The organism is Goekera deserti (assembly GCF_010685995.1).
Lineage (GTDB): Bacteria > Actinomycetota > Actinomycetes > Mycobacteriales > Geodermatophilaceae > Goekera > Goekera deserti.
The window spans coordinates 114,245-138,999 of sequence record NZ_JAAGWK010000019.1; the positions used below are offsets into that span (position 1 = coordinate 114,245).

The following is a 24,755-nucleotide window of genomic DNA, read 5'->3' on the forward strand; positions in this document are numbered from 1 at the left end:
GATCGCCGGCGTGTCCCGGTGGGGTCAGTCGCTGCGGCGGCCCAGGGCCCGGTAGCTCCAGCCGGCGGCGACCCACCGCTCCCGGTCGAGGGCGTTCCGGCCGTCGAGCACCTTCCGCGAGCTCACCAGCGCGCCGAAGGCGACCGGGTCGAGCTCGAGGTACTGCCTCCACTCGGTGAGCAGCAGCACCGCGTCCGCGCGGTCAGCGGCCTCCTCGGGGGTGTCGACCACCATCAGCTGCGGCCAGCTGCGGCGGATGTTCTCCCCGGCGGCGGGGTCGGTGACCTGCACCGTGGCGCCCTGCAGCTGCAGCATCGCCGCCACGTTGAGCGCCGGGGAGTCGCGGATGTCGTCGGAGTCCGGCTTGAACGCCGCCCCCAGCACGGCCACCCGCTTGCCCAGCAGCGACCCGTCGCAGACCTCGCGGGCCAGTTCCACCATCCGGATGCGGCGGCGCATGTTGATGTTGTCGACCTCGCGCAGGAACGTCAGCGCCTGGTCGGCGCCGAGCTCGCCCGCGCGGGCCATGAAGGCCCGGATGTCCTTGGGCAGGCAGCCGCCACCGAAACCGAGGCCGGCGTTGAGGAACTTGCGCCCGATCCGGTCGTCGTGCCCGATCGCGTCGGCCAGCTGCTTGACGTCGGCGCCGGTGGCCTCGCACAGCTCGGCCATCGCGTTGATGAAGGAGATCTTGGTGGCCAGGAACGAGTTGGCCGCGGTCTTCACCATCTCGGCGGTGGCGTAGTCGGTGAGCACCAGCGGCGTGTCCGTGGCGACGATCGAGGCGTAGACCTCGTCCAGTCGGGCCCGGGCCACGTCGCCGTCCGGGCCGGAGGGCAGCCCGTAGACCAGCCGGTCGGGGTGCAGCGTGTCCTGCACGGCGTAGCCCTCGCGCAGGAACTCCGGGTTCCAGGCCAGCATCGCCCCCGGCACCTTCTCCCCCACCAGCTCGGCGAGCCGGCCGGCGGTGCCGACCGGCACGGTGGACTTGCCCACGACGAGCTGCCCCGGCTCGAGCACGGCGAGCAGCGACTCGGTGGCCGCCTCGACGTAGCGGAGGTCCGCGGCGTACTCGCCGCGCTTCTGCGGCGTCCCGACGCAGAGGAAGTGCACGGCGCAGCCGGCGGCGTCGGCGATGTCCGGGGAGAAACGGAGCCGGCCGGAGGCCAGCGACCTGCCCAGCAGGTCCTCGAAGCCGGGCTCGTAGAACGGGGCGCGGCCGCCGGCGAGCAGGGCGGCCTTGGCCGCGTCCACCTCGATGCCGACGACGTCGTGCCCGAGCTCGGCCATGGAGGCCGCGTGCACGGCGCCCAGGTAGCCGCAGCCGATGACCGAGATCTTCACGTGGGGCTCCGCATCGCCAAGGGGTGCCGGTGCACGAGCGGCACAGCAGGGACGACGCTAGGGGGTGACTCCGCCGCTGTCATGCGTGGGCTGCGCCACGCGCCCGCGCGGGTCCCTGGTCAGCCGACCGGCGCCTCGGGGCCCCCGTCGGCGCGGGCCGTCGGCACGCCCGACCGGTCGGCCTCGACGGCGAGGGCGGCGTCCAGGTCGACGGCCTCGACGTCGGCGAGCCGGCGGAGCGCCCAGTCGGTCGGCAGCACCAGGCGCGGCGCGACGCCGGCGAGCACGGCCACCAGCACGGTGACCCCGGCGAGGGACTCGCCGCTCTCCTCCACGAACGTGGCGGCGACGCCCCAGGCGGGCCCCACCAGCGAGGACAGCGTCGACAGGCCGACCGCCGCACCGGCGTAGAGCCCGAGGCTGCCCAGCACGCGTCGGCGGTCACGGCGCTCGGTGCGGCTCAGCCAGAACAGGCCCACGATCACGGCGGCGGCGACGGCACCGCTGACCAGGCCCCCGGCCAGCTTGTGCTCGTAGCCGCCGAGCGCGGCCAGGACCCGGGTGTGCACCGTGCCACCGCCCTTGACCACGGCGATGACCGCGGCGACGGCACCGACGGCCAGCCACCAGGCGCGCCGGTGCGGCGCCCGCGCGGCCCCGACCGCGGCGGCCACCGCGGCCGCGGCGAACAGCGACGCGACGTACATCCGGGGCAGCGACAGCGGGGCGTCCATGGCCAGCACCCGGCCGACACCGGTGTCCAGGCCGACCGCGGCCAGCAGGAAGCCCACCGCCTCCAGGCCGACGCCGATCAGGCCGAGCACGATGGCGAAGGCGGGGACCGGGATGCGGCGGCGCGGGGTCCGCCGGGATCGGACGGCGGCCGGGGCCGTCGGGCGGGGCCCGTCGGCGCGGTCGGCTGCGGTCTCAGCGGCCAGGCGTGCACCCCGCAGGAAGGGCCCGACGACGAGCGCCAGTCCGACGCCGACGACCGACCACGCGACCAGAGCCCAGATCCACCACACCCGGCGATGATCGACCGACCCCGGGCAGGACTTGAGGCGAATCACCCGACCGTGCACAGGTTGTTGCCTGTTGTGATCACGCACGTCGCTCGGACCCCATCCGGCCCGCGCGCCTCCCCGGTGTCCGGTGGTTGACAACGAGACATGCCAAACGCCGTCACAACTGATCGCCGTGGCGTGCCGTGACGCTACGTGCGCACACACTAGACATGTGCCCATGGTGGTCATCGTGTTGATCGGGGCGGCGTGGACGTCGCTGGGGCTCCTGGCGGCCCTCGCGCTGGGCGGCGTCATCGGCTACGCCGACCGCAGGGCGACGGCGGAGCGTGACGAGGTCACCCAGCTCTGGCACCTCACCGACGATGGCGAGTTCATCCCCGCCACGGGTCGCCGCATGCCTGCACCGCTCGTCTGAGCTGCTCGGTCCCTGGCGATGACGGGGGCCGGACGAGCGGTCCGGAGCGGACCCGGCGTCGACGAACCGTCACCCGCAGCGATGCCGGCTCGCGGCACACGAGGAACCCTCGCCGTCGCCCGTGACCCGACCACGGTCCCCCGCCCGGGTGACCTGACGGCGGAACGACGAGCGGGTACCGACACGCACGGTCACCATGGACGGATGCGCATCCTGCTCGTGTGCACCGGCAACCTCTGCCGGTCCCCGGTGGCCGAGCGGATGCTGGCCCACTGGGCCCGAGACGCACTGGGCGACGACGCCGCCCGGGTGGCGCTGGACAGCGCCGGCACGGATGCCCCCCACGGACGGCCGATGGACGACGCCGCCGCGCACGCGCTGCTCGCGCTCGGCGGAGACCCGGTCGGCTTCACCTCCCGACGGCTGGTGGCCGGTGAGGCCATGGAGTTCGACCTGGTGCTCACGGCGACCCGCGAACACCGCAGCCGCGTGCTCTACCCGGCGCCCGGCGCGCTGCGGCGCACCTTCACCTTCGTCGAGGCCGCCGCCCTGCTGGCGGTGGCCGACTGCTCCGGCATCGGCGAGCTGCCGCTGGAGGCTCGTGCCCGCGAGTTGAGCGCTCGGCTCTCCGCAGCGCGGGCCCATCGGCGCAGCGGCGACGCCGACGACATCGCCGACCCGATCGGGCGGTCGCTGATGGTGCACCGGGCGGTCGCCGATCGGATCGCGGAGGCACTGTCGCCGCTGGCGACCGTGCTGTTCCAGCCCGAGCAGCTGCCGCCTCGCTGACGGGGCCGTCGTCACCCGTCCGGGTGCACCCGACGCCGCCGGGCTCCAACCGGCACCGACGGGTGCCGACCTCCCGGGGGAACGGCCACCCGCCGTCCGCGACGCGGTCCCTGCGGCCGTGTCGCCGACCGGCACCCGTGCCCTGACCAGCTGGAGAACCCGTGCCCGTCCCCCAAGCAGCCGATCGGCCGGCCCCCCTGCCGGTCGCCGACCCGCTCGACGCCGAGCACCCCGAGCTGAGCAGCCCGCAGCCCACCGGCACACCGGGCTCCCCGGCGATGAACCGGCGCTCGGCGGACCGCATGGTGGGCCACCCGGCCTACGTGCTGGCCTACGACCCGTTCACCGCCCGCCGCCGGCGACGCCCCGACTGGCTGGTCACGCTGCTGACCCGACTGGTCGCCGGTGACGCCCTGGCCGCCGCGGCCGGCACCTGGGCCGCCGCACGGGTGGCCGGCTCCCTGGGCGTCGACGTCGCTCCGGGACTGCCGCTGGTGCTCGCCGCGCTCTGGCCGCTGGTGCTGGGCCTCGCCGGCTCCTACGCCGACCGCCGGCTCGGCACCGGGCCGGAGGAGTACCGCCGCGTGCTCGTCGGCGCCGTGTCCACCCTTGCGGGGCTGGCCGTGGCGACCGCCGCACTGGGCCTCACCGGCATGCCCGTGCCCGCCGGCACCACCGCCGGGCTGCACCTGCTCGCGCTCGCGGTGGTCCCGCTGCTGACGGTGCTCACCCTGGTGCTGCGCACCGTGGCCCGGCGCAGCCTGCACCGGGCCCGGCGGGACGGCCGGATGAGCCGCCGGGTCGTCGTCGTCGGCCGTGAGGCCGGGCTGGCCGACCTGGCCACGCGGCTGCGCCGGGAGTCCGAGGCCGGCTGGCAGGTGATCGGTGCCTGCATCCCCGACCCGTCGTCGGCCACCGTGCTGCCCGGTCTGGGGGTGCACGTGCTGGGCGGGCTGGACCACGTGCCGGCGGTGCTGGACAACGTGCGCGCCGACGCCGTGATCGTCACCTCCACCAGCGACAGCGGCGCGGACTACGTACGCCGGCTCGCCTGGCAGCTGGAGGGCACCGACATCGAGCTGCTCGTGGTGCCGGGCCTGGTCGAGGTGGCGCCGGACCGGCTGACCATCCGCCCGACGCAGAGCCTGCCGCTGGTGCAGGTGCGCGAGCCCGTCTACCGGGGCGTGCGCCGGGTGGCCAAGTCGGTGTTCGACCGGACGATGGCGGCCGTGCTGCTGCTGCTGGGGTCGCCGTTGTTCCTCGCGATCGCCGTCGCCGTGCGGGCGACCAGCCCGGGGCCGGTGCTCTACCGTCAGCGACGCATCGGTACTCGCGGGAGGGCTTTCGACGTGCTCAAGTTCCGCAGCATGGTGGCCGACGCCGATGCCCAGCTCGGCGTGCTCGCCACCCAGCAGCGGGACGCCGGCAACGCGGTGCTGTTCAAGATGCGCGACGACCCGCGGGTGACGCCGGTCGGGCGGCACCTGCGACGGTTCTCGCTGGACGAGCTGCCGCAGCTGGTGAACGTGCTGCGCGGGGAGATGTCCCTGGTCGGTCCCCGGCCGCACCTGCCGGCCGAGATGGAGTTCTACGGCGACGCGGTGCAGAGACGGCTGCTGGTGAAGCCGGGTGTCACCGGCCTGTGGCAGGTCAGCGGGCGGTCCGACCTGTCCTGGGAGGAGTCGATCGAGCTGGACGTGCGGTACGTGGACAACTGGTCGCTCGGCCGGGACCTGGCCATCCTGTGGCGCACAGCGCGCGCCGTGCTCACGAGTTCCGGGGCGTACTGAGATGACGGCTCCCGAGCCGGGCCCGTCGAGCACGACGGAGGACAGCCCCTCGACGACGGTCGGGCGGGCACCCCGGTCCCGCCGCCGTCGAGTGCTCCGGCGGGTCCTGCTCACCGTCGGCAGCCTGTCGGTGGTGTTCGCACTGGTGGCCGGCGGCGGGCTGTGGTACCTGACGGACCGGTACGCCGGCAACGTCGAACGGGTCGGTGACGTCTTCGCCGCGCTGGACCCGAGCACCCGACCGGCCCCCGCCTCACCACCGGCGTCCCAGCCGGCGCAGGCGGCACCGGTGACCTTCCTGCTGGTGGGGTCGGACACCCGTGCCGACATCCGCGCCGGCCAGCTCCCGGACGCCCGATCCGACGCGATCATGATCGCCCGGCTGTCCGGCGACCGGCGCCACGTGCAGGTGGTGTCCATCCCCCGTGACTCCTGGGTCGACATACCCGGGCACGGCAAGGACAAGATCAACGCCGCCTGGTCGATCGGCGGGCCGGCACTGCTGATCCAGACCGTCGAGCAGCTGACCGACGTGCGGATCGACCACTTCGCCGCCATCGACTTCGAGGGCCTGATCGAGATGACCGACGCCCTGGGCGGGGTGGACGTGACCGTGGCCGAGACGACCAGCTGGGGGCCCTACACGTTCACCGCCGGGGTCAACCACCTCGACGGCGACCAGGCCCGCTGGTACGTCGGTCAGCGCTACGACCTGCCCGGCGGCGACTTCGACCGGGTGCGCCGCCAGCAGAACTACCTGCGCTCGATGTTCGGCAAGCTGTTCGCCCAGGGAGTGTTCACCTCACCCGGTCAGCTGGACTCCGTGCTGCTCGCCGTGACCGACGCGATCGCCGTCGACGACTCACTGGGCAACCGAGACCTGCTGACCTTGGCGGTGTCGGCCCGCGACCTGCGCCCCCAGGACATCGCGTTCTTCACCGCGCCCGTGCTGGGCACCGGCCGGGAGGGCAGAGCCAGCGTCGTCTACCTCGACGACGTCAGCGGACGCCGGATGTGGGGTTACCTGCAGACCGACTCGCTGGGGCAGAACACCGCCGAGTTCGCCGACGAGGCCCTGCAGGAGACGCCGAACTGACCCTCATGCGGCGGCCCCTGTGGACGTCCGCAGGATCGAGGCGTACTCCGGCAGCACGAGGGCGTGCAGCAGCGGCTGCAGGAGTACCGCGATCTCGCTGACGACCCGGTGGTGGGCAGCCACCGGCTCACCACTGGGATCGGACACGTCGTTCTCGCTCGAGGCGGCCCGCCGGACGCGGCGGGCATCGGCCAGCATCATGACCACGGTTCGCGCGTGCTGCTCCCCGTTCAGGGCCAGAGGAGCGGTGATCGCGGGCAGCGCGGCGAGCAGGTCCGCGGCCTCCCGTAGCGTGAAGGTACGGCGCAGCCCGGTCGGGTTCAGCCGCAGCACGTCGTCTCGCAGCCGCTCGGTCATCGTGAGCACCAGGTCGGCCGGGCGCAGCAGGTCGGCGTCCAGCTGCTGGGCGACGAAGCCCGCACCGGTGCCGCCGAGTGCCCCGAGGGCACTGCGAGAGGCAGGGTGCATCGCTGACCCCACGTCGGCGCAGCTGCCGGCGCTGAGCACGTCGAGCGGACGGCCCCCCTCGCCGATCGCTGCGTCGAGGTACGACTGCGACAACCGCTCTGCGACGGCGGAGCGGCAGATGTTGCCTGTACCGACGAAGAGGATGCGCATGACGGTGAGGGTAGGACGACGCTCACCCCAAGAACTGACAACGCGCGGCCGGATCCGGGCGGAGGTGGGGCACTGTCACCTCTGTCCTCACCAGCCACACCCACCCGCCGGGTCACGCACATCCGGCGTGATCCGCGCTGATCCTCACCGGATCATGGTGCCGCGAGATCGGCGCAGGGCTGGTCGTCCCCCTACCGTGAGCGGATGGACCTGCTGTTCGTCTGCACGGGGAACGCCTGCCGTTCCCCGCTGGCCGAGCGGCTGCTGCGCGGCTGGCAGCAGAGGTGGCCGACCGACGGTGACCTGCTGGAGGTGGTCAGCGCCGGGACCGGGGCGACCGCCGGCCGGCCGATGGACGCCGACTCCGCCCGCGCCCTCACCGAGCTGGGCGGCGACGCCACCGATTTCGCTTCCCGCCGACTGGACGTCCGGGACGTCGCCCGGGCCGGCCTGGTGCTGACGATGACCCGCGATCAGCGCCGCACGGTGCTGGCCAGTGTGCCGATGGCCTTGAAGCGCACCTTCACCGTGCTGGAGGCGGCTGCACTGGTGCCGTTGGCCGACCTCTCCGGGCTCGAGCAGCTGCCTCTGCGCCAGCGCCCGCGCGCGCTGGCGCTGCGGCTGAGCGCCGCCCGGAGCCGCCGCTCGGAGAGCCGGGACGACGACGTGCCCGACCCGATCGGCCGCCCGTTCGCCGTGCACCAGGAGGTGGCAGCGCAGATCGCCACGGCCCTGCGCGTGCTGGAGCGGGCGCTGCTGCAGCCGGGAGCCCATGCGCCGCCGATCGAGGGAGCGTCTGCCCAGCCGGTCACCGCCCTGCCCCGCCCGCTGGCCGAGCTCGTCGACGACCGCGCCGGGCGTGTCGGCTGGCGGGTGGGCGCCCTGGTGGCCGCGCTGGTCGTCCTGCTGATCGCCGGGACGACTCTGCTGACCCGGCCCTCGACGCCCACGTCCGCCGAGACGGCACCACGGACCACCGCGCCGGCACCGTCCGCTCCCCCGCTGTCGCTGCCGCTACCCCCCGACCCGCAGCTGATGGTCCTGGGCGACGCGACCACCCACGGTGTCGGTGCCCAGCCGCAGTCCGCCGGCTGGGCGTACGAGGTGGCGGTGATGCTGGGCTGGCGCACCGAGGTGCACGGCTACCCGGGATCGGGGTTCACCACGGCCACAGACATCAACCCGCGCACCTTCGCCCAGCGCATCGCCGACCTGGCCACCCGGCCGTTCGTGCCGAACGTGCTCGTGCTGCAGGGCGGCGCACTGGACGCCGGCGCCACCGCCGCGGCGATCAGCGACGGCGTGCTGGCCACGGTCATGGCGGCCCGCGCCGCCTGGCCCGGCGTGCAGGTGGTGGTGCTGGGCATCGTGTCTCCCCAGCCGCTGGCGGACGAGCTGTCGGCAGTGAACGAGGCCGAGCGGCGCGGCGCCGAGGCGGCCGGGGTGCCCTTCGTCGACCCGGTCGCGGGCGGTTGGTTCACCCGGGACAGCAGCTTCCGGTTCACCGCCAGCGACGGCGAGCACCTCAACAACCCCGGGCACGCGCGGGTGGCCGAGCTGTTCACCGCTGCGCTCACCCGGTTGGTCGCCGCCGGCTGACCGGTCAGGACACCTGCACGAACGCGCCTGTGCCCGATGGCCCGGCCACCCACCTGCCGCCGCCGTGCAGGTCGACGAGGCGCGCCAGGATCGGCACCAGGGCAGCGACGACGGCGTCGCCCACCTGCTGCTGGACGTCGATCGGCTGGCCGATCGGGTCGCCGATGTCGTCCGCGGCGCCACCGGCGCGGCGGGCCCGCACGGCGGCCATCTGCCGCACCAGGGCCCGCGCACGATCGGCGAACGCGTCGCCCGGCAGGTCGACGTCGGGGTCGACGAGGGCGAGCAGGTCGGCGGCCTCGCGCAGGGTGAAGGTGCGGGCCAGCGCGCGGGGAGCCTCGGCCAGTGCAGTTCCGCGGTGCGCGCGGGTGAGGGTCAGCGTCAGGTCGGCGTCGACGACCATCTCCGGGGCCAGCTGCCGGGCCACGAAACCGGTGTGGTCACCGCCGAATCCGGCGAGCACCAGCGCGGTGTCGGGGTGCATGCCGCTGCCGACCACCGCGCCGGTGCCGGCACTGGACAGGTGCACCTGCTCGGCCGCGTCGCCGAGCGCGTCGTCCAGGTACGCCCGGCCGAGGCGCTCGGCCAGGGCCGAGCGGCAGATGTTGCCGGTGCAGACCACGAGCACGCGGAACACGGGGTCGGGCGACCAGTGACGAGCCACGACCTGCAGTGTTCCTCACTCCCCCGCAGCGCCGGGTCAGGTGTCGGGCGGGGGTGGGTCAGTAGGCCCCGCGGCCGCGGAAGACGGCACCCAGCGTCTTCCACATGATCATGAAGTCGAACATCAGCGACCAGTTCTCCACGTAGCGCACGTCGATGCGCACCGAATCGTCCCAGGAGAGGTCCGAGCGGCCGCTGACCTGCCAGAGGCCGGTGATGCCCGGCTTGACCAGGAAGCGTCGGTGCATGTCGAAGCCGTAGCGCTCGACCTCCGAGGGCAGCGGCGGGCGCGGGCCGACCAGGGACATGTCGCCGCGCAGCACGTTGATCAGCTGCGGCAGCTCGTCGATCGAGTAGCGGCGCAGGAAGCCGCCCACCCGGGTGATCCGCGGGTCGTCACGCATCTTGAACAGCACACCGTTGCCCTCGCTGTCGAGGCTCTCGACCATGCGGTCGGCGCCGTCGACCATGCTGCGGAACTTGAGCATGGAGAAGGTCTCGCCGTCGCGGCCGACCCGGGCCTGCCGGAAGAACACCGGCCCACGGCTGGTGACGCGGACGGCGAGCGCCGCTGCGGCCAGCACCAGCAGCATCAGGCCGAGTGCCGCTGCGGCGCCGCAACGGTCGACGGTCTCCTTGGTGAGCCGCCGGACGCCGCGGAGCTCGGGTCGCTCCATGTGCAGCAGCGGGAGCCCGCAGACGGGGCGGATGCGCACCCGGGTGCCGACGATCTCGGTGATCGCCGGGGCGAGCAGCAGCTCTGCCTCGGTCTGCTCCAGCTCCCAGCCGAGCCGGCGCAGCGCGGCCCCGTCCAGCTCGGGTGAGGGCAGCACGGCGACGGTGTCCACCTCGTAGCGCTGGACCACGTCGACGACGTCGTCCAGGTCGCCGAGCACGGGCAGCTCGTCGAACAGGACCGAGTCCTTGCCGTGGGGGTGGCGGGGGATGCAGCAGCCGATGATCCGGTAGCCGTGATAGGCCTCCCGGTCGATCTGCTCGTGCAGGGCGGCGACACCGGCCCGGTGCCCGACGATGACGGCAGTCTGCTGGTAGTGCCCGTGGGCCCGCTGCCGGTGCAGCCACACGCGGTTGCCGCAGCGCTGCAGCAGGGTCAGCGCGGTGGCCAGCGGCAGCGCGACGATGATGAACCCGCGGGCGACTTCCAGCTTGAACGCCCAGGACAGGGTTCCGACGGTGGCCAGCATCAGTGCTGCGGCAAAGAACACCCGGCGGAACTCCTCGGGGCCGAGCCACAGGAAGCGCTCCTCGTAGGCGCGGGCCACCAGCATGCCGAGCAGCCAGACGACCGGCAGGACGACCACGACGGCGAGTGACATGCGGTGGTCGGCCGGCGACACCTCCGGTCCGAAGCGCACCTGGTACCCGGCCGCGGCAGCGATCAGCGCCGCGATGACATCACCGGCGGCGATGCGGCGCACGTAGGCCGGGCGCCAGGCGCGCCGCGCGGCGGTGCCTTCCCCGCGCAGCGGTACGGTGGGGAACCACCGCCACCGACGGGCCACGGCCACATCGGTACGAACACCCCCGTCACGCTGGCCGAGCACCGCCACGCTGGTCCCCCCGGATCTCCCCCGGGCACGACTGACCCCCGGCACTGTGCTGTGGACTGCTCGGGGACCTCGTCGTCCGGCCGGCAGTCCGAACCTAGAGGAGGAAGGGCTCGGTCAACACCCCTACAGCTGACGCGAGGGGCTCAACCGTCACACCTGTCACAACTTCGTGGTGGGCTGCCCCACAGGGGCGGTCGGCTGCGGGGCGGTGTCGTACCCGTAGTTGTAGCCGTACCCGTAGGCCGAGGAGATCTCCGCCTTGGGCGGCACGATGTTCAGGATGATGCCCAGGGTGCGGGCACCGACCCGGTCGAGCGTGGCCTTGGTCTGCTGCAGCTGCTCCTTGCGGGTGCTGCCGTACCGGATGGAGAGCACGACGCCGTCCACGAGCACGGCGAGGCCGCTGGCGTCGGCCACCGGCAGCAGCGGCGGGGCATCGATGAGGACGAAGTCGTTCGTGCCGCGCAGGTCGTCGATGACCTTGAACATGTGGCTCGAGGCCAGCAGTTCACTGGGGTTCGGCGGGGTCGGGCCGGAGGCGAGGACGCGCAGGTCGCCGTCGCCGTAGGGCTGCAGCACGTCGTCCAGCTCGGCGGTGCTGGCCAGGATGTTGGTCAGCCCGACGCCGCCCACCATGCCGAGGTACCGGGTCACCCGGGGGCGGCGCAGGTCGCCCTCGACGAGCACCACCCGGCGCCCGGCCTCGGCCAGGGAGAGGGCGAGGTTCACGGCCACCGTGGTCTTGCCCTCCGACGGCACGGCGCTGGAGATCATGATGACCTTGGGTGGCTCGTCGACGTGCAGGAACTGCAGGTTGGTGCGCAGCTGACGGTAGGACTCGGCGATCGGTGCGGTGCTGTTGCGCTCGATGACGTGCCTGGTGGCCAGCATGTCGTCCTTCAGCACCACACCGATGACCGGGGCGCCGGCCAGCTCGGTGGCCTCCTCGGCGTCCTTCACGGTGCGGTCGAGGCGCACCCGGGCGATGGCCAGTGCGGCGCCGACGAGCAGACCGACCAGGCCGCCGAGTGCAACGTTGCGGGTGGTGAGCGGTGAGCTGGGCACGGTGGGCAGGTCGGCGGTGTCGGTGACGGTCACCTTGACCGGTGAGATGCCGTTCGCGTCGGTCGCCTCCAGCTCAGCGGCGAAGGTGGTGAACTCGGAGCCGAGCGCATCGCCGACCTGCTGGGCCCGCTGCGCCGACGGGTCGGTGACGGTGATGTTGATCAACACGGTGTCGGTGACGGCGGTCGCGGTGACCGCGGAGCTGAGCTCGCCGGGCGTCAAGTCGAGCCCGAGCCGGTCGATGACCCGGCGGGCGAGCTCCTCACCGGTGAGCAGCTGTGCATAGGAGGTGACCCGCTGCTGGGAGAACTGGCTGCCCTGGAAGACGTCGGACGTGGACGTCGAGTCGGTCGTGGAGACGAACAGCTGTGTCTGGGACGTGTACTGCGGTGTCTGGAGCAGGCTGACGGCCAGAGCGGTCAAGGCGCCGACAACGAGCCCGGCGACCGGCAGCCACCAGGACGAGCGGAGTGCCGCCATGACTTCCCGCAGTTCCACGCACATCCCCTGTCGTCGGCCGAGCACCGCCATGCCATGGGCATCCTGACCATCACCACCGGCGGACGCGACTCATGTCCCGCTTGGCCCGAGCCGCAGCGTCACGGCGCGGGCGGCGGTCCGGCTGCAGGTGTTCCTGCCCCGGGAAACCGCTGGCCGAGCACCGTACCCCGCGGCTGACCGAAGACCACACCCGCCGGCACGTTGCCGCTGACGACGGTCCCGGGGGACACGACAGCAGAGCGACCGATCCGGGTCCCGCCGAGGACCACGCAGCGGGCCGTGACCCAGGCGCCGTCCTCGATGACGACGGGCGCCGTGATGAGGGCCATGTCCCGCCGGTGCGCGTGAGATCCCGTAGTGAGGAAGGTGCCCTGGCTGACCACGACATCGGCGCCGATGGTGAGCTGATCCTGGTTGTGCAGCCACACGTCCTCCCCGATCCACGACCGGTCGCCGACGGTGAGTTTCCACGGGAAACGCACCCGCAGACGGGGCCGTAGCAGCACCCCCTCGCCGATGGTGGCGCCGAAGGCCACCAGTACGACGCGGCGCACCCGGGAGCTGATCTGCAGCGGGTTGGAGACGAGCAGCACCTCGGCCAGACCCCAGAGGTACACCTTCCACGCCGGCGCGCCCCACGCTTCCCCGGCGCCGGGTGCCGCGGAGAGGTCGATGACCGGCGGTCGCGCCCCCTGCTCGGCCATCAGGCGGCGCGGACGGTGCCGGCAGCCAGCTGCTCCCGGTACCAGTCGACGGTGGCGGCCAGACCCTCGGCGAGGCCGATCTCGGCCCGCCAGCCCAGGTCGTGGATCTTGCCCATGTCCAGCAGCTTGCGCGGCGTGCCGTCGGGCTTGCTGGTGTCGAAGACGAGCTGCCCGGTGTATCCGACCGTGTCGGCGACGAGCTGTGCCAGCTCGGCGATCGGCAGGTCCTGCCCGACGCCGATGTTGATCGGAGCGCCGTCGTCGTAGTGCTCCAGCAGGTGTACGCAGGCCCGGGCCAGGTCGTCGACGTGCAGGAACTCCCGACGCGGGGTGCCGGTACCCCACACCGTCACGGTGGGGTCACCGGCGAGTCGGGCAGCCTCGAACCGACGGATCAGCCCCGGGAGCACGTGCGAGCCCTCGGGCGAGAAGTTGTCACCGGGGCCGTACAGGTTCGTGGGCATGGCCGAGATGAAGTGCAGCCCGTGCTGCCGGCGCAGCGCCTGCACGTGCAGCACGCCGGCGATCTTGGCGATGGCATAGGCGTCGTTCGTCGGCTCGAGCAGCCCGGTGAGCAGGGAGTCCTCCCGGATGGGCTGCTCGGCGAACTTCGGGTAGATGCAGGACGAGCCCAGGAAGAGCAGCTTGGTGGTGCCGTGCCGGGCCGCGGCGTCGAGCACGTTGACCTGGATGCGGATGTTGTCGCTCAGGAAGTCGGCCGGGTAGGTGCTGTTGGCCAGGATGCCGCCGACCTTGGCGGCGGCCAGCACCACCGTGGCCGGCCGCTGCACCTCGAAGAAGTGCTCGACCGCGGCGGCGTCCCGGAGGTCCAGCTCGCCGGAGGTCCGGGTGACCACGTCGCTGAAGCCTTCGGCCAGCAGGTGCCGCAAGACGGCGCCGCCCACCAAGCCCCGGTGCCCGGCAACGTAGGTCCTCGCGGACCGGCTCAGCGGTGCGACGGTCATCTCTTTCCCCGATCCACGTGGTCTCGTTAGGGTTCCCCCTCAGTCGACCTGATCTCATCAGGTCGCGGGGGTTCTTGGGGGTTCGTGTGGCGAAGTCGGCGTTCATCACCGGTATCACCGGTCAGGACGGCTCGTACCTGGCCGAGTTGTTGCTGACCAAGGGATACGAGGTGCACGGGCTGGTCCGGCGGTCGTCGTCGTTCAACACCGAACGGCTCGACGAGGTGTACCAGGACCCGCACACCGCGGGCCGGTCGCTCTACCTGCACTTCGGCGACCTCAACGACGGTGTGACCCTGATCAACCTGTTGCGCGAGATCAACCCCGATGAGGTGTACAACCTCGGCGCCCAGTCGCACGTCCGAGTCTCGTTCGACCAGCCGGTGTTCACCGGGGACGTCACCGGCGTCGCGGCCATGCGCCTACTCGAGGCCGTGCGCGCTGCCGGGGTGCGCACCCGGCTCTACCAGGCGAGCAGCTCGGAGATGTTCGGTGCCAGCCCGCCCCCGCAGGACGAGAACACCCCGTTCTACCCGCGCTCGCCCTACGGCGTGGCCAAGCTCTACGCCTACTGGGCCACCCGGAACTACCGCGAGGCCTACGACATCTATGCCGTCAACGGCATCCTGTTCAACCACGAGAGCCCCCGCCGCGGCGAGACCTTCGTGACACGCAAGATCACCCGGGCGGTAGCGCGGATCAAGGCCGGCCTACAGGACAAGCTGTACCTGGGCAACCTCGACGCCGTGCGCGACTGGGGTTATGCCCCCGAGTACGTCGAAGGCATGTGGCGCATGCTCCAAGCCCCCGAACCGACCGACTACGTATTGGCTACAAACACCGCCTACTCGGTCAAGGACTTCGTCCAGCTCTCCTTCGCCCACGCCGGCCTGGACTGGGAAACTCACGTCGAGTACGACAAGCGCTACGAACGTCCCACCGAGGTCGACGCCCTCATCGGCGACTACACCAAAGCAAAGACCACCCTCGGGTGGGAACCCAAGGTCCAAACCCCGGAACTCGCCCGGATCATGGTCGACGCCGACATCCATGCTCTCGACGACCAACTCGCTGGCCGCGCTGTTCGCGTCGATTCATGACCCGTCAGCCGACCAGTTTTTCACCGCTCGAACAATACAGTGCCCGGCAGGTAAACCGACCCACGGGGGCAGTCGCTCTGGGGGTGACGCTAGCCGTTCTGCCGATTGGGATCGCACTACTCCTCTACGACTCTTCCGTAGCCACGAGATTTGGCTTCACACTTGTAGCGGCGGTCGCCAATGCGACGCTACTTGCCCTAGCGTTCACCGCGGCAATCTCCGGAAGCAACGTGAGGCCCATTGCTGCATGCGCAGCCTTGTTCGGTTACGTGTCTTTCGGAGTCGTTCCAGTCGTACAAGTGTCAACAGGAAAATTTGGCTACACGCGCGACCCGAGCTTCCTACTCGCGGCCGCCGGTGTCATCCTGCTCGCCACCCTTTCATTCACCTTCGCCTATCAAGCCACCTACCGCCGACGACTCACCAAAGCGCCAATGGAGCAGCGTCATATAAATAGCCGCCGGCTCAGCCTGGTTTCTTTGCTGGCGGCCGCCGCCACGCTGATTTACATTGTCCGCTCTGGAGGTGTGGCTGTCTTCTTTACGACACGCCAAGGCCTGCGCGAGTCTGGACTAAGCATGGGGGCCGCCCTCTCGGGCGACCAATCAACCGCAGCAATAGTTGGCGCCTTTGGCACTGTGCCAGCCTTCGTATGCCTCATTGCCTGGGTTCGCGTGGTTCGCCAAAGGCCGATCGCGCAAGTTCGTCTTTCTACGATTTCCTGGCTGGCTACATTCGTTGCTGCAAATGTAGTCGTGAACAATCCACTTACTAATCCGCGCTATTGGGTGCTCACCATCCTCGCCGGCGTACTCTTCTGCGCTTTTCCGCCGAGTCCCCGAACCTTTCGGATCGCGATGATCACCGGGCTACTCTTGGCAATTTTTGTGTTTCCGGTAAGCGATGTATCGCGCTACCAACGCGGACCGTCGGAACCCAGTGAAAGTTATACATCATCCTTGGCGAGCAAGGATTACGACCAGTTCACCATGCTCGCGAACACGATTTGGTGGGTTCACCTTAACGGTTTCCAGATGGGAGAACAACTGATTACCACCGCGGGCTTCGCTGTTCCACGTTCAGTTTGGAGCGGAAAAGGTATCGACACTGGTGTCATTCTCGGCGAAAGTCTTGGGTCGGCGGTGGGGACAACGAACCTCAGTGCACCACTGCCTGCCGAGGGGTATATTGATTTTGGCGTGCCCGGGGTACTTCTTCTCCTTGGCTTTGGGGGGTTCGCAGCAGCGAGACTTGACCTTGCCTACGATAGGCATTGTCGCCAGGGACATTTAACTAGTACGCTCATTATGACCGGCGTGCTGGCTGGCTATTCGTTCATTCTACTCCGAGGCCCGTTGCTACAGGCCACGGGTAGACTTGCGGTTCTATGTCTCGTCGTTTGGGCCATATCGGCTCATGGCAATCGGCCGGACACAGTTTTCCCAACCCATGAGCCGGATGGCCGAGCGAACCAGCCAGTCAGCTTAGATGCGAGTAAGTCGAGTACTTAAGGCTGGGTCAATTGTGCTATCTATCGCCAGCCGCTCAAGGGCGACTATCGGTCTTCTTCTTGTACAAGTAGTGGTCCAGCTGCTCGGCTTGTTGGTCGGTTTTGTTGTCGTACGCGAGACAAGTAGTGTAGATTTCGCCGCCTACACGCTGGCATTAGCCGTTCTTACCGTCAGTGGGGTTGCAGTAGAGGCCGGCCTTGCGGGAGGAATGCTTTCGGTTGCCCATCAACAACCTGAACTGCGCCACAGAAGCCGGATCCTCGTCAATCGCGCACTGAGGATCCGTCGCTTGCTGTCGGCAATCGTCATTCCGGCAGCAATCACTACCTTGACTATTCTATTGACACGATCCAGAGTCTCCACAGAACAGGTAATAATATATTCAGCCCTGATCGCTCTTGCTATACTAGGCATAGCAATGAATGGTCTTATACTCACCGGCCTTCGGATCGCACGACGCGATCGCTCATTTCAGGCAAACAACATAATTGGATCAGCACTGCGGTCGATCCCCGTCTTGATTCTTTTCCCACTGTTCCACCCCCCTGCATTTGTTGCATTGGGTGCGGCCGTCATGTCATATTTCGCTCAGTTGCTTTTGGGGCTCTACGCCTACCGTTCGACGACCGTGCACCCCCCTGCCGAGCCTGAAATCATTCGGAACATAGATCGTTCCCTAAAGTTGCGCGCGAGGAAGCTTCTTCCTTACAATTTGCTACTAGTTGCTCAAGCCCAGTTTGCATACTTGCTGCTTGGGGCTCTTGCGGCGACGGTCACATTGGCAACGGTTGCTGCGCTGGGTCGCTACGCAGCGGCCTACTCTGTGGGTGCGACCATAATTGTGTCCACGTTTGCCCCCATTGTGAGTCGAATGCCGCCCGATCGGGCGCGCCGGGTCGCAGCAACCATCACTGGCCTCGTCTTTGCCGCGTCGATACTGGGCGTTCTTACCATCTTTGTGACTGCCAACTTCTGGTTAAGGCTTTTAGGCACACCCACCGTGACGGGCATGCGTGCCGAACTTACGCTTATTCTCATTGGCGCCGCGCTACATGCGACAGCTATGGTTGGCGGCGGGCTTCAGGATGCCATTGGCTCGGTTCGTTGGCTTTGGGTGTACGGCCCTGCAGCTGTGACGATCACCACAATTACACTCTTGATGACACAATTCCTGACGGTAACTGGGGCGTCCGTGCTGATCCTTGTGGGTTCGTTACCAGGTCTGGTCGTGACCATATTGCGCGTTGTCACCAAGCCTGCCACCGCCCCGGCAAGCAGAAAGTCGACCGAGGGAGATCCGTGATACTACTGCTGACCTCATCTATAGATCTGCGGACGACTCCGCAGCGAGTACTCAGGCATGATCTGCAGACTCGCCTTGACGATTACAAGACTGCCCTCGTCGATTGGCTGGCTCGGCCGGTCAGTGAGATTGATGGCATCGTCTTCGCCGATAACACTGCATACGATCTTAGCGAACTAGAAGAGTTTGGCCATCGAAATAATGCTTGGAACAAGCCGCTGGAATTCTTGAGTCTTGGCGATAACAACATTCCGCCCGGCATCCACTATGGATACGCAGAGCTTGGCCTGATCGATGATGCCCTCAGAAGTAGCGCTATGCTTGGCGACAGCTATAGTTTCGTTAAGGCTACGGGACGCCTTACATTTCCGGATTTTTCCCGCTTGATTACGCGGCTACCAGACGAGTATGACGCTGCAGTGGATGCAAGGTGCCGAATCCCAGCTTTTCGCCCATCCCATACCCACATTACTACTCAGATCATGCTATTTAATTCTTCGTTTTACCGCAAAAGTCTAACGGGTGTTCGTAGCCGCATGACTACGAGAGAGGGGGAGCGGCATGCGGAACACGTAGTCTATCAGGCACTCCGCGAGGCGACGCCGGAACGAGGCATCATTTACCGGTTTCCGGTAAATTGCGAGCCGGTCGGAGTTGGGGCGGCCAAACAGAAATTTTATTCGTCAAGCAGCCGGTCGATCTACGCTAGAGGGCGGGCCCTCTCCCGACGGGTCTCCCCGCAAGTGTGGCTTTGAAGATTCATCGCAGGTGAGGGTGTGGCGAGACCGGTCTGCGCCGGTTTGTGATGTAGGTCGAGGCCCCCTAATGTTTACAGTCGTTATGCTGCTATTCAGAAGGCCTCGACGTGCCCTGGCGCTATCTTCAGTGCTGCTGACCTGAGGCAACTACGGCGTCTACGGCGCCTGCAAGGTGTGGGCGCAGCGGCAGCGCGACGGTGAGCCGGTCGCCCGCTGCACCGTGGAGCGCCTCATGTGGACCGCTGATCTGCGCGGTGTCCGCCGCGGCTACGCCGGCCCTGCACCACGATCCCCGGCACCGGTACCGACCGCCGCTGCGACGTGGTAGGGCGCCCCTTCACCGCCGCCGCACCCAACCAGCTGTGGGTCGCCGAAATCACCTACATCCGCACGCACCGGATGGGTGTATGCCGCATTCGTCCTCGACGTGTTCTCCCGCCGCATCGTCGGCTGACAGGTCTCTCGCGACATGAAACCAACCTCGAACTCGACGCACTCGACATGGCCATTTGGATCAGGCAACGCGTCGGAAATGACGTTACCGGACTTACTCACCACTCCGACAGGGGAGTGCAAGGTGGATCCCACCGGTCGTCGCAATACCTTGATCGTGGAGGTGTGAGTCATGGCGACAGCGGACTGGAGCAAGAAGGCCGGCGATGTGCCCGAGGATGCGCGTCGACAGTGGCGTGCTGATCGTGCGCTTCGGCCGGCGATGCGTTTGCCCGGCCGCCCGGAGCCCTCGCGGGTGGTGCAGCGTCAGTTCTGGCGGCTGATCGCCACGGAGGTCAGTACCGTCGCGGGCTGTCGGCGTGTCCTGGCCGGTTGGCACCCGGTGGTTCGACACGCTGGCGGCATGCCGCCGATCTCGCTGGCCGAGCCCACGGGCCGCTACCTGACGTTCGAGGAGCGCGAGGAGGTCGCGATGCCGCGCGCCAAGGGCGCCGGGGTGCGTCAGATCGCCCGCAGCCTGCAGCGCGATCCGTCGACGAACTCCCGTTAGCTGCGCCGCAACGCCGCCACGCGCGGCGGTCGGCCCGAGTACCGCGCGACGGTGGCCCAGTGGAAGGCCCAGCAGGCCGCCAAGCGTCCGAAGGTCGCCAAGCTTGTCACGAACGAGCACCTGCGCGACTACGTCCAACGGCGGCTGCAGGGCGCCGTGCGGCAAGCTGACGGCACGGTCGTGGTTGGGCCGGCCGCGGCCGGGTGGAAGGGGCACCAGATGAAGCCCCACCGAGCAGATCGGCTCTGGGCCAGATCCTGGAGCCCGCAGCTGATCAGCAACCGCATCAGGGTGGACTTCCCCGAGGATGAGTCCATGCGGATCAGCCACGAGGCGATTTGCCAGGCATTGTTCATTCAGGGGCGCGGTGCGCGCTCATGCGTGGCCTCGTCGCGTGCCTGCGCACCGGACGGGCGTTGCGCGACCCTCGAGCCCGGACCCGGAGCAAGCCACAGGGCAACGTCACCGCCGACGTGGTGCTGAGCCAACGCCCCGCCGATACCGCCGACCGAACCGTTCCGGGCCACTGGGAAGGCGACTTGATCATCGGCACCGGCCGGTCGGCGATGGGCACGCTGGCCGAGCGCTCGAGTCGGTCAACGTTGCTGGTGCACCTACCGCGGCTGGAGGGCTGGGGCGAAGGGCCGGCGGTGAAGAGCGGCCCCTCCCTCGGTGGCTACGGCGCACTCGCGATGAACGCGGCGCTGACCGCGTCGCGAACACGACTGCCCGAGCAGCTGCGCGCGACGCTCACCTGCGACCGAGGCAAGGAGCTCTCCGGGCATGCCGAGTTCGCCCTCGACACCGGCACCAAGGTGTTCTTCGCCGACCCGCACTCGCCCTGGCAGCGACCGACGAACGAGAACACCAACGGGCTGGTGCGCCAGTACTTCACCAAGGACACCGACCTGTCCCGGTGGTCCGCCGACGACCTCGAAGCCGTCACACTGACCATCAACGACAGGCCCCGCAAGGTCGTGGGCTGGAAGACCCCCGCCGAGGTCTTCGCCGAGCAACTACTTTCACTTCAACAGCCCGGTGTTGCATCGACCGATTGAACCCGCCCTGAACTGACGTGTCGGAGAGCTGCTCGAAATCGCGAGGGGCAGGTCGAAATGCGAGAAACCAGTTAAGATTGCCGGCGCGTGGCGCACACTTGAACACCGCAAGGTTGGCCGCATCCGGCTTCACCGCCTTCATAAGGTTTCCCCTGTCCGGAAACGCTGCCCGGCGGAAACTTGCGACGTCCATCCGATCATCTATGGTGACGATCCAACCGTTCGTCGCCGAGGCATTAAAGGCATGTTACTGCCGCTCATATCCCGGCTCCCGGCTTGAATTGGTCAGCCTGAAACTCTTCTTCCAGGTGCCCGGCCACCGCCTGCCACGTGAGAAAGCGTGTTGCATATAGGCGGGCGTTGCTCCCCATCGACTGTCGCTTGGCGGGCTCCGCGATAAGTGTAGCGATAGCTGAACTCAACATCTCCGCATCAGGTCTAGGAATGACAATCCCACCTTCGGATCGCAGGACGTGCTCAGCAGCGCCGACCTGCTTGGTGGTCACCACTGGCAAACCAAACGCCATAGCCTCGGTCACAACTTGCCCAAAATTCTCATTTTCGGAAGGCAAGACAAAAATGTCGGAATTTCGTAGTGCCCGATCCTTCGTCGCGTTCTCGACATGGCCGAGCCAGAGGACGCGGGACGTGAGACCCAGTTTCTCGATATGCGATCGAACCGCCGCCTCTTCCGCACTGGACCCCGTCCCAGCGATGCTCAACTGCCAAGGCAAGTCCGCTATGGGGGAGAGCGCAGAAACAAGCAGGTCGAGACGCTTTTTGCGGGCTATCCGACTTAGGAAAAGGACGTGACAGAGGGCATCATTGCTGCGGTTCGAACCGGAATCGCCTGTACTGACCTGCGGGCCAACGGTTGGAATGCCCATGCCAATGACGCGAGGCTTCGCTTCGGGAAACTGGGTGCCGATGTTCGAAGCTTCCGCATCAGAGGCAGAGTTCACCGCTACGGCGCGTCGTATACAACCACGCCCACCGAGCCGCATGTAGACTCTCTTGACCACCTTTGATTTATTTTGCTGATAAGGCTCCAGCGCGCCGTGCGGTTGCAGCACGAAAGGTTTCCCGTACAGCCTGCACAGGTGATATGTGAACAATGCTGGAAACTGGTAGAAGCCATGAATGGAAACCGTATCGGCAGTGCGGACATCGGCCTTCAGCTGGCGAGCAAGTCCAAGCGAATATCGCCACCTGGATTTCCTCTTCACCCAAACGGTGGATATGTGGACACCGGCCCGGCGCGCATCCGCCAGTGAGTCCGGGTATCGCTCCCCCCTGATCCCTGGAGCGACAATTATCACGTCATGTGAGCGAAGAGCTAGTTCGCGGGAGATGGCAAGTACTGCATTACTGGGACCGCCATCAACCGCGTCAAGACTAGCGATCGAGAAGACAATCCTCATAGCAGTTCCTCGTTCGGTCGTTGGGTGCGCGCACTTCTAAGTCTTCTCAACTCCCGACGCTTGAGCGAGACCTGCCAATAATACAGGGAATGAGCGAGAGCGTAGTCGAACCCTTCGCGGCCGTCTCGGAAACCGGAGCGCATGAAATATGCGTATAAAAAGAAGATGAACGGCTTACAGGGTAGACCTGCAGCCAATCGACCCCGAGGCGATCTCGTGTGAATTGCGTCAGCATCGGCTGCTTCTAGGACCCACGCCTCCCAGTCGGTGTAGCGGTTCTGCCTGGAAAAGTAGTCGTACAAATTCCCCAGGTCGTCATGGATCATTCGGGAGGTCGTGACGACGACCTCACCGCTCACGATGGGTTGATAATGACCCTCAACTTCCCACATGTTCGTTACGCCCAGGTCGTCCGGACGTGGCCAGGTGGTTTTCGCCCTTCGAAAGGCAATCCGCTTCGTCACCCGGTGACCGTTGCGAAGAAGACGCCCCTGCCACACATAGTCCAGCGGCACATCAACCGCGTCGAACCGGCTCGCGGATACGACAAGCCGAATCTCATCCACCAAAGCTATCGGTAGGACCTCGTCAGCGTCGAGCAATATTACCCAATCAGTCGTGATGCTGCTGTGAGCCGCGCTCCATTCCTTCTTTTTAGGGTAATTGCCGTTCCAGGTGAAATTCAGCGTGCGAGCTCCTGCTCGATGCGCGTACTCGACAGTGCGGTCCGCACTATTGGAGTCGACAACGACGACGTCATGAAAATCAAGGCAACTCGTTACCACACGCTCGACGCTTTCCTCTTCATTCTTAGTCAAGATAATTGCGGTGACGGGAATCTTGCTCATTTCTCCTCAATCGCATTAGAGACGGTGGCGACTAGTCCCTCCCTGCCCTAGGGTCGCCGCTCGCTCCCTCGACAAGCAGCCAAGCCGCCACACGCATCGCTCGCCATGCGGATCACCGTACCTATCCAACGCATCGATTCAGCAGGCGGCCAGCGCCGAATGGACGCGACGAGCTCCAACCTGAGCATGCCACTGACAGTCTCCCCGCACGGCCATCAACGTCAGCGCGACTCTGTCACGTTGGCCCGCATCCGAGAACGTCTAGGCATCCCCGTACGTGAGCTAAATCGTGTCTTCCCGGTCTGAGACGGTCGGGCCTGGCCTGGGTGTGGCGCCTCGCCAGAACCATGCACGCCCGCCATGGAGTTGTCAGACTTCACCTAACGAGCAGCGCGGATGGCGTCCAGCTCGGCGACGACGGCGGGCTGCATAAGCTCGGCCATGTAGGCGTGGCCAGCGTCGTCGGGGTGGACGCCATCATCGCCGATCAGGTCCGAGGCCGGCCCGGTGAACCAGCCGCCGGCCAGGGGGTCGAGGAAGGCGGCTCCGGCGGCCGCGGCAGCAGCGGCCACACCGTCTCGGTCCTCCAGGATGGAATTCGGAACGTCTGCATCGACCCATGGCGGTTCGACCACCAAGAGGCGAGCGTTGGGTGAGTTGGCTCTCACAGTCTCGTACGTGGCCTGGGCGGCACTCTCAACCGCGTCACTGTCGCCAAGGTCGTTACGCGACCCGAAAACCACGACCAGGTCGAAGCCTACGCCGCCCTCCTCGGCAAGTTGTTGGAACGTGAGCCCCCTGCTCCCACCCACCGTGTAGCCAGCCCCACCGCCCGCAGAAGTGGACAGGTCGACGGAATACCCCGCCTCTCGAAGTTGCCTACCGAGCGCCGCGGTCCAGCTTTTGGCACCGACGCCGCCCTCGTTCGATCCCCCGGTGTAGCTGTCTCCGACAACGAGCACGCTGATCGGAGCAGCTACGGCGTCCTCTCGATCTGCCGAAGCCGCCGCTGCAGCCAGCCGGTCACTCTCTGCCCGAGAGATCGGGTCGCCCCCTCGCGACGTCGCGACCGGCACCGTCGCAATCGCGGCGAGGCCGGCGATCACCATCAGCGCCCAGAACCAGATGGGCGGACGCTCGAACCCCCGTGACATGTCGTCGGACGCTACCCGAGCACCGTGACGAACAGGTCTCGTAGCCGCATGTGCAGCGCTCGGTGAGCAGGCGGCAGATCGACTCGATCCCGAAGCGAGTCTTGTGATCGGTGACCCCGGCGGTCACCAGGGCAGTCGCCGGGTCGAACTCCCGCACCTAGAACCAGGACGCCGCTAGCAGGATCGCGTTGGCGCGCCTGAGCTCACGGACCTGATTGCACAGCATCTTCAGCGCCGCGGCGTCATCGGTCGGGGCGTCCTGGACGCGCCAGCGTCGATGTCAGCCTGCTTGCAGAAGCACCAGCCGCGCAACGTAGCCGGCTCGACACCCAACCGCGGGCCGATCCGCTTTACCGCCGCGTACAACGACAACTCTGGCTCCTGCTCCTGCTCCTGCTCCTGCTCCTGCTCCTGCTCCTGCTCCTGCTCCTGCTCCTGCTCCTGCTCCTGCTCC

The 24,755-nt window shown here is 67.8% G+C and carries 21 protein-coding genes and 2 pseudogenes; 11 read left to right on the plus strand and 12 right to left on the minus strand.

The genetic code is table 11. The annotated features are described in order from the left end of the window. Window positions 1-24: 24 nt before the first annotated feature. Together G1H19_RS13620 and G1H19_RS13625 are read right to left on the minus strand one after the other, a co-directional pair. Window positions 25-1,344: a UDP-glucose dehydrogenase family protein gene (locus G1H19_RS13620; protein WP_162392909.1), complete on the minus strand. Its 1,320-nt coding sequence runs from the start codon at window positions 1,342-1,344 to the stop codon at window positions 25-27. A gap of 119 nt (window positions 1,345-1,463) precedes the next feature. Next, window positions 1,464-2,369 (minus strand): hypothetical protein, encoded by a 906-nt coding sequence (locus G1H19_RS13625; protein WP_193616491.1) that lies wholly within the window; start codon window positions 2,367-2,369, stop codon window positions 1,464-1,466. Window positions 2,370-2,586: 217 nt separating this feature from the next. On the opposite strand from G1H19_RS13625, the gene G1H19_RS13630 reads away from it, so the two are divergent. From G1H19_RS13630 to G1H19_RS13645, 4 genes are all read left to right on the plus strand, one after another. Beyond that, window positions 2,587-2,784 carry a hypothetical protein gene (locus tag G1H19_RS13630; RefSeq protein WP_152729434.1) on the plus strand — a complete coding sequence of 66 codons (198 nt, stop codon included), beginning with the start codon at window positions 2,587-2,589 and terminating at the stop codon, window positions 2,782-2,784. A 204-nt stretch (window positions 2,785-2,988) separates the two neighbouring features. Next, window positions 2,989-3,573 (plus strand): arsenate reductase/protein-tyrosine-phosphatase family protein, encoded by a 585-nt coding sequence (locus G1H19_RS13635; RefSeq protein ID WP_162392908.1) that lies wholly within the window; start codon window positions 2,989-2,991, stop codon window positions 3,571-3,573. 161 nt (window positions 3,574-3,734) lie between these two features. After that, window positions 3,735-5,363: a sugar transferase gene (locus tag G1H19_RS13640; protein ID WP_152729432.1), complete on the plus strand. Its 1,629-nt coding sequence runs from the start codon at window positions 3,735-3,737 to the stop codon at window positions 5,361-5,363. A gap of 133 nt (window positions 5,364-5,496) precedes the next feature. Continuing rightward, window positions 5,497-6,459 (plus strand): LCP family protein, encoded by a 963-nt coding sequence (locus G1H19_RS13645; protein ID WP_235928106.1) that lies wholly within the window; start codon window positions 5,497-5,499, stop codon window positions 6,457-6,459. A gap of 3 nt (window positions 6,460-6,462) precedes the next feature. On the opposite strand, the gene G1H19_RS13650 is transcribed toward G1H19_RS13645, so the two are convergent. Next, window positions 6,463-7,077 carry an arsenate reductase/protein-tyrosine-phosphatase family protein gene (locus tag G1H19_RS13650; protein ID WP_152729430.1) on the minus strand — a complete coding sequence of 205 codons (615 nt, stop codon included), beginning with the start codon at window positions 7,075-7,077 and terminating at the stop codon, window positions 6,463-6,465. Window positions 7,078-7,281: 204 nt separating this feature from the next. On the opposite strand from G1H19_RS13650, the gene G1H19_RS13655 reads away from it, so the two are divergent. Next, on the plus strand, window positions 7,282-8,676 hold the full coding sequence (locus G1H19_RS13655) for an arsenate reductase/protein-tyrosine-phosphatase family protein (RefSeq protein WP_152729429.1): 1,395 nt from the start codon (window positions 7,282-7,284) through the stop codon (window positions 8,674-8,676). 4 nt (window positions 8,677-8,680) lie between these two features. Here G1H19_RS13655 and G1H19_RS13660 read toward each other — a convergent pair whose 3' ends face one another. From G1H19_RS13660 to G1H19_RS13680, 5 genes are all read right to left on the minus strand, one after another. After that, window positions 8,681-9,340: an arsenate reductase/protein-tyrosine-phosphatase family protein gene (locus G1H19_RS13660; RefSeq protein ID WP_162392907.1), complete on the minus strand. Its 660-nt coding sequence runs from the start codon at window positions 9,338-9,340 to the stop codon at window positions 8,681-8,683. Between the two features lie 58 nt (window positions 9,341-9,398). Beyond that, complete coding sequence (locus G1H19_RS13665; protein ID WP_235928105.1) at window positions 9,399-10,862, minus strand: sugar transferase; 1,464 nt, start codon at window positions 10,860-10,862, stop codon at window positions 9,399-9,401. Between the two features lie 207 nt (window positions 10,863-11,069). Further along, a complete protein-coding gene (locus G1H19_RS13670; RefSeq protein WP_162392906.1) occupies window positions 11,070-12,473 on the minus strand; it encodes a tyrosine-protein kinase domain-containing protein in 1,404 nt (467 codons plus the stop codon). 101 nt (window positions 12,474-12,574) lie between these two features. Further along, window positions 12,575-13,180, minus strand: coding sequence for an LbetaH domain-containing protein (locus G1H19_RS13675; protein WP_152729425.1), 606 nt, complete (start codon window positions 13,178-13,180; stop codon window positions 12,575-12,577). Beyond that, window positions 13,180-14,145: a GDP-L-fucose synthase family protein gene (locus tag G1H19_RS13680; protein ID WP_152729424.1), complete on the minus strand. Its 966-nt coding sequence runs from the start codon at window positions 14,143-14,145 to the stop codon at window positions 13,180-13,182. Before G1H19_RS13680 ends, G1H19_RS13675 begins: the two co-directional genes overlap by 1 nt. A gap of 86 nt (window positions 14,146-14,231) precedes the next feature. On the opposite strand from G1H19_RS13680, the gene gmd reads away from it, so the two are divergent. The 6 genes and pseudogenes from gmd (at window position 14,232) to G1H19_RS13710 (ending at window position 20,878) form a co-directional block, all read left to right on the plus strand. Continuing rightward, the gene (gene gmd, locus G1H19_RS13685) at window positions 14,232-15,245 is read left to right on the plus strand and encodes a GDP-mannose 4,6-dehydratase (RefSeq protein WP_162392905.1); all 1,014 of its coding nucleotides are present in this window, start codon (window positions 14,232-14,234) and stop codon (window positions 15,243-15,245) included. Further along, window positions 15,242-16,756: a hypothetical protein gene (locus G1H19_RS13690; RefSeq protein ID WP_152729421.1), complete on the plus strand. Its 1,515-nt coding sequence runs from the start codon at window positions 15,242-15,244 to the stop codon at window positions 16,754-16,756. Before gmd ends, G1H19_RS13690 begins: the two co-directional genes overlap by 4 nt. A gap of 70 nt (window positions 16,757-16,826) precedes the next feature. After that, on the plus strand, window positions 16,827-18,059 hold the full coding sequence (locus G1H19_RS13695; RefSeq protein ID WP_152729419.1) for an MATE family efflux transporter: 1,233 nt from the start codon (window positions 16,827-16,829) through the stop codon (window positions 18,057-18,059). Then, entirely contained in the window at window positions 18,056-18,814 is a 759-nt protein-coding gene (locus tag G1H19_RS13700) for a hypothetical protein (RefSeq protein ID WP_152729417.1), read from the plus strand. The genes G1H19_RS13695 and G1H19_RS13700 overlap by 4 nt, the downstream gene beginning before the upstream one ends. Before the next feature lie 160 nt (window positions 18,815-18,974). Next, window positions 18,975-19,145: pseudogene (locus G1H19_RS24890) on the plus strand (IS3 family transposase); the annotation flags it as partial. 387 nt (window positions 19,146-19,532) lie between these two features. Then, window positions 19,533-20,878, plus strand: a pseudogene (locus G1H19_RS13710) (IS30 family transposase). Window positions 20,879-21,135: 257 nt separating this feature from the next. Here the strand turns inward: G1H19_RS13710 and G1H19_RS13715 are convergent. The 4 genes from G1H19_RS13715 to G1H19_RS22635 all read right to left on the minus strand — a co-directional run. Continuing rightward, window positions 21,136-22,299 (minus strand): glycosyltransferase, encoded by a 1,164-nt coding sequence (locus tag G1H19_RS13715; protein WP_152729415.1) that lies wholly within the window; start codon window positions 22,297-22,299, stop codon window positions 21,136-21,138. After that, window positions 22,296-23,147 (minus strand): glycosyltransferase family 2 protein, encoded by an 852-nt coding sequence (locus G1H19_RS13720; RefSeq protein ID WP_152729413.1) that lies wholly within the window; start codon window positions 23,145-23,147, stop codon window positions 22,296-22,298. Before G1H19_RS13720 ends, G1H19_RS13715 begins: the two co-directional genes overlap by 4 nt. Before the next feature lie 380 nt (window positions 23,148-23,527). Beyond that, window positions 23,528-24,301, minus strand: coding sequence for an SGNH/GDSL hydrolase family protein (locus G1H19_RS13725; protein WP_152729411.1), 774 nt, complete (start codon window positions 24,299-24,301; stop codon window positions 23,528-23,530). A 228-nt stretch (window positions 24,302-24,529) separates the two neighbouring features. Next, on the minus strand, window positions 24,530-24,755 hold a 226-nt coding region (locus G1H19_RS22635; RefSeq protein ID WP_413229286.1), incomplete at its 5' end, for a hypothetical protein.

Coding starts and splice junctions, on each gene's coding strand:
- G1H19_RS13635 (WP_162392908.1), top strand. CDS start 2,989: ATGCGCATCCTGCTCGTGTGCACCGGCAACCTCTGCCGGTCCCCGGTG.
- G1H19_RS13630 (WP_152729434.1), top strand. CDS start 2,587: ATGGTGGTCATCGTGTTGATCGGGGCGGCGTGGACGTCGCTGGGGCTC.
- G1H19_RS13715 (WP_152729415.1), bottom strand. CDS start 22,299: ATGAGGATTGTCTTCTCGATCGCTAGTCTTGACGCGGTTGATGGCGGT.
- G1H19_RS13720 (WP_152729413.1), bottom strand. CDS start 23,147: ATGAGCAAGATTCCCGTCACCGCAATTATCTTGACTAAGAATGAAGAG.
- G1H19_RS13690 (WP_152729421.1), top strand. CDS start 15,242: ATGACCCGTCAGCCGACCAGTTTTTCACCGCTCGAACAATACAGTGCC.
- G1H19_RS13725 (WP_152729411.1), bottom strand. CDS start 24,301: ATGTCACGGGGGTTCGAGCGTCCGCCCATCTGGTTCTGGGCGCTGATG.
- G1H19_RS13655 (WP_152729429.1), top strand. CDS start 7,282: ATGGACCTGCTGTTCGTCTGCACGGGGAACGCCTGCCGTTCCCCGCTG.
- G1H19_RS13675 (WP_152729425.1), bottom strand. CDS start 13,180: ATGGCCGAGCAGGGGGCGCGACCGCCGGTCATCGACCTCTCCGCGGCA.
- G1H19_RS13650 (WP_152729430.1), bottom strand. CDS start 7,077: ATGCGCATCCTCTTCGTCGGTACAGGCAACATCTGCCGCTCCGCCGTC.
- G1H19_RS13680 (WP_152729424.1), bottom strand. CDS start 14,145: ATGACCGTCGCACCGCTGAGCCGGTCCGCGAGGACCTACGTTGCCGGG.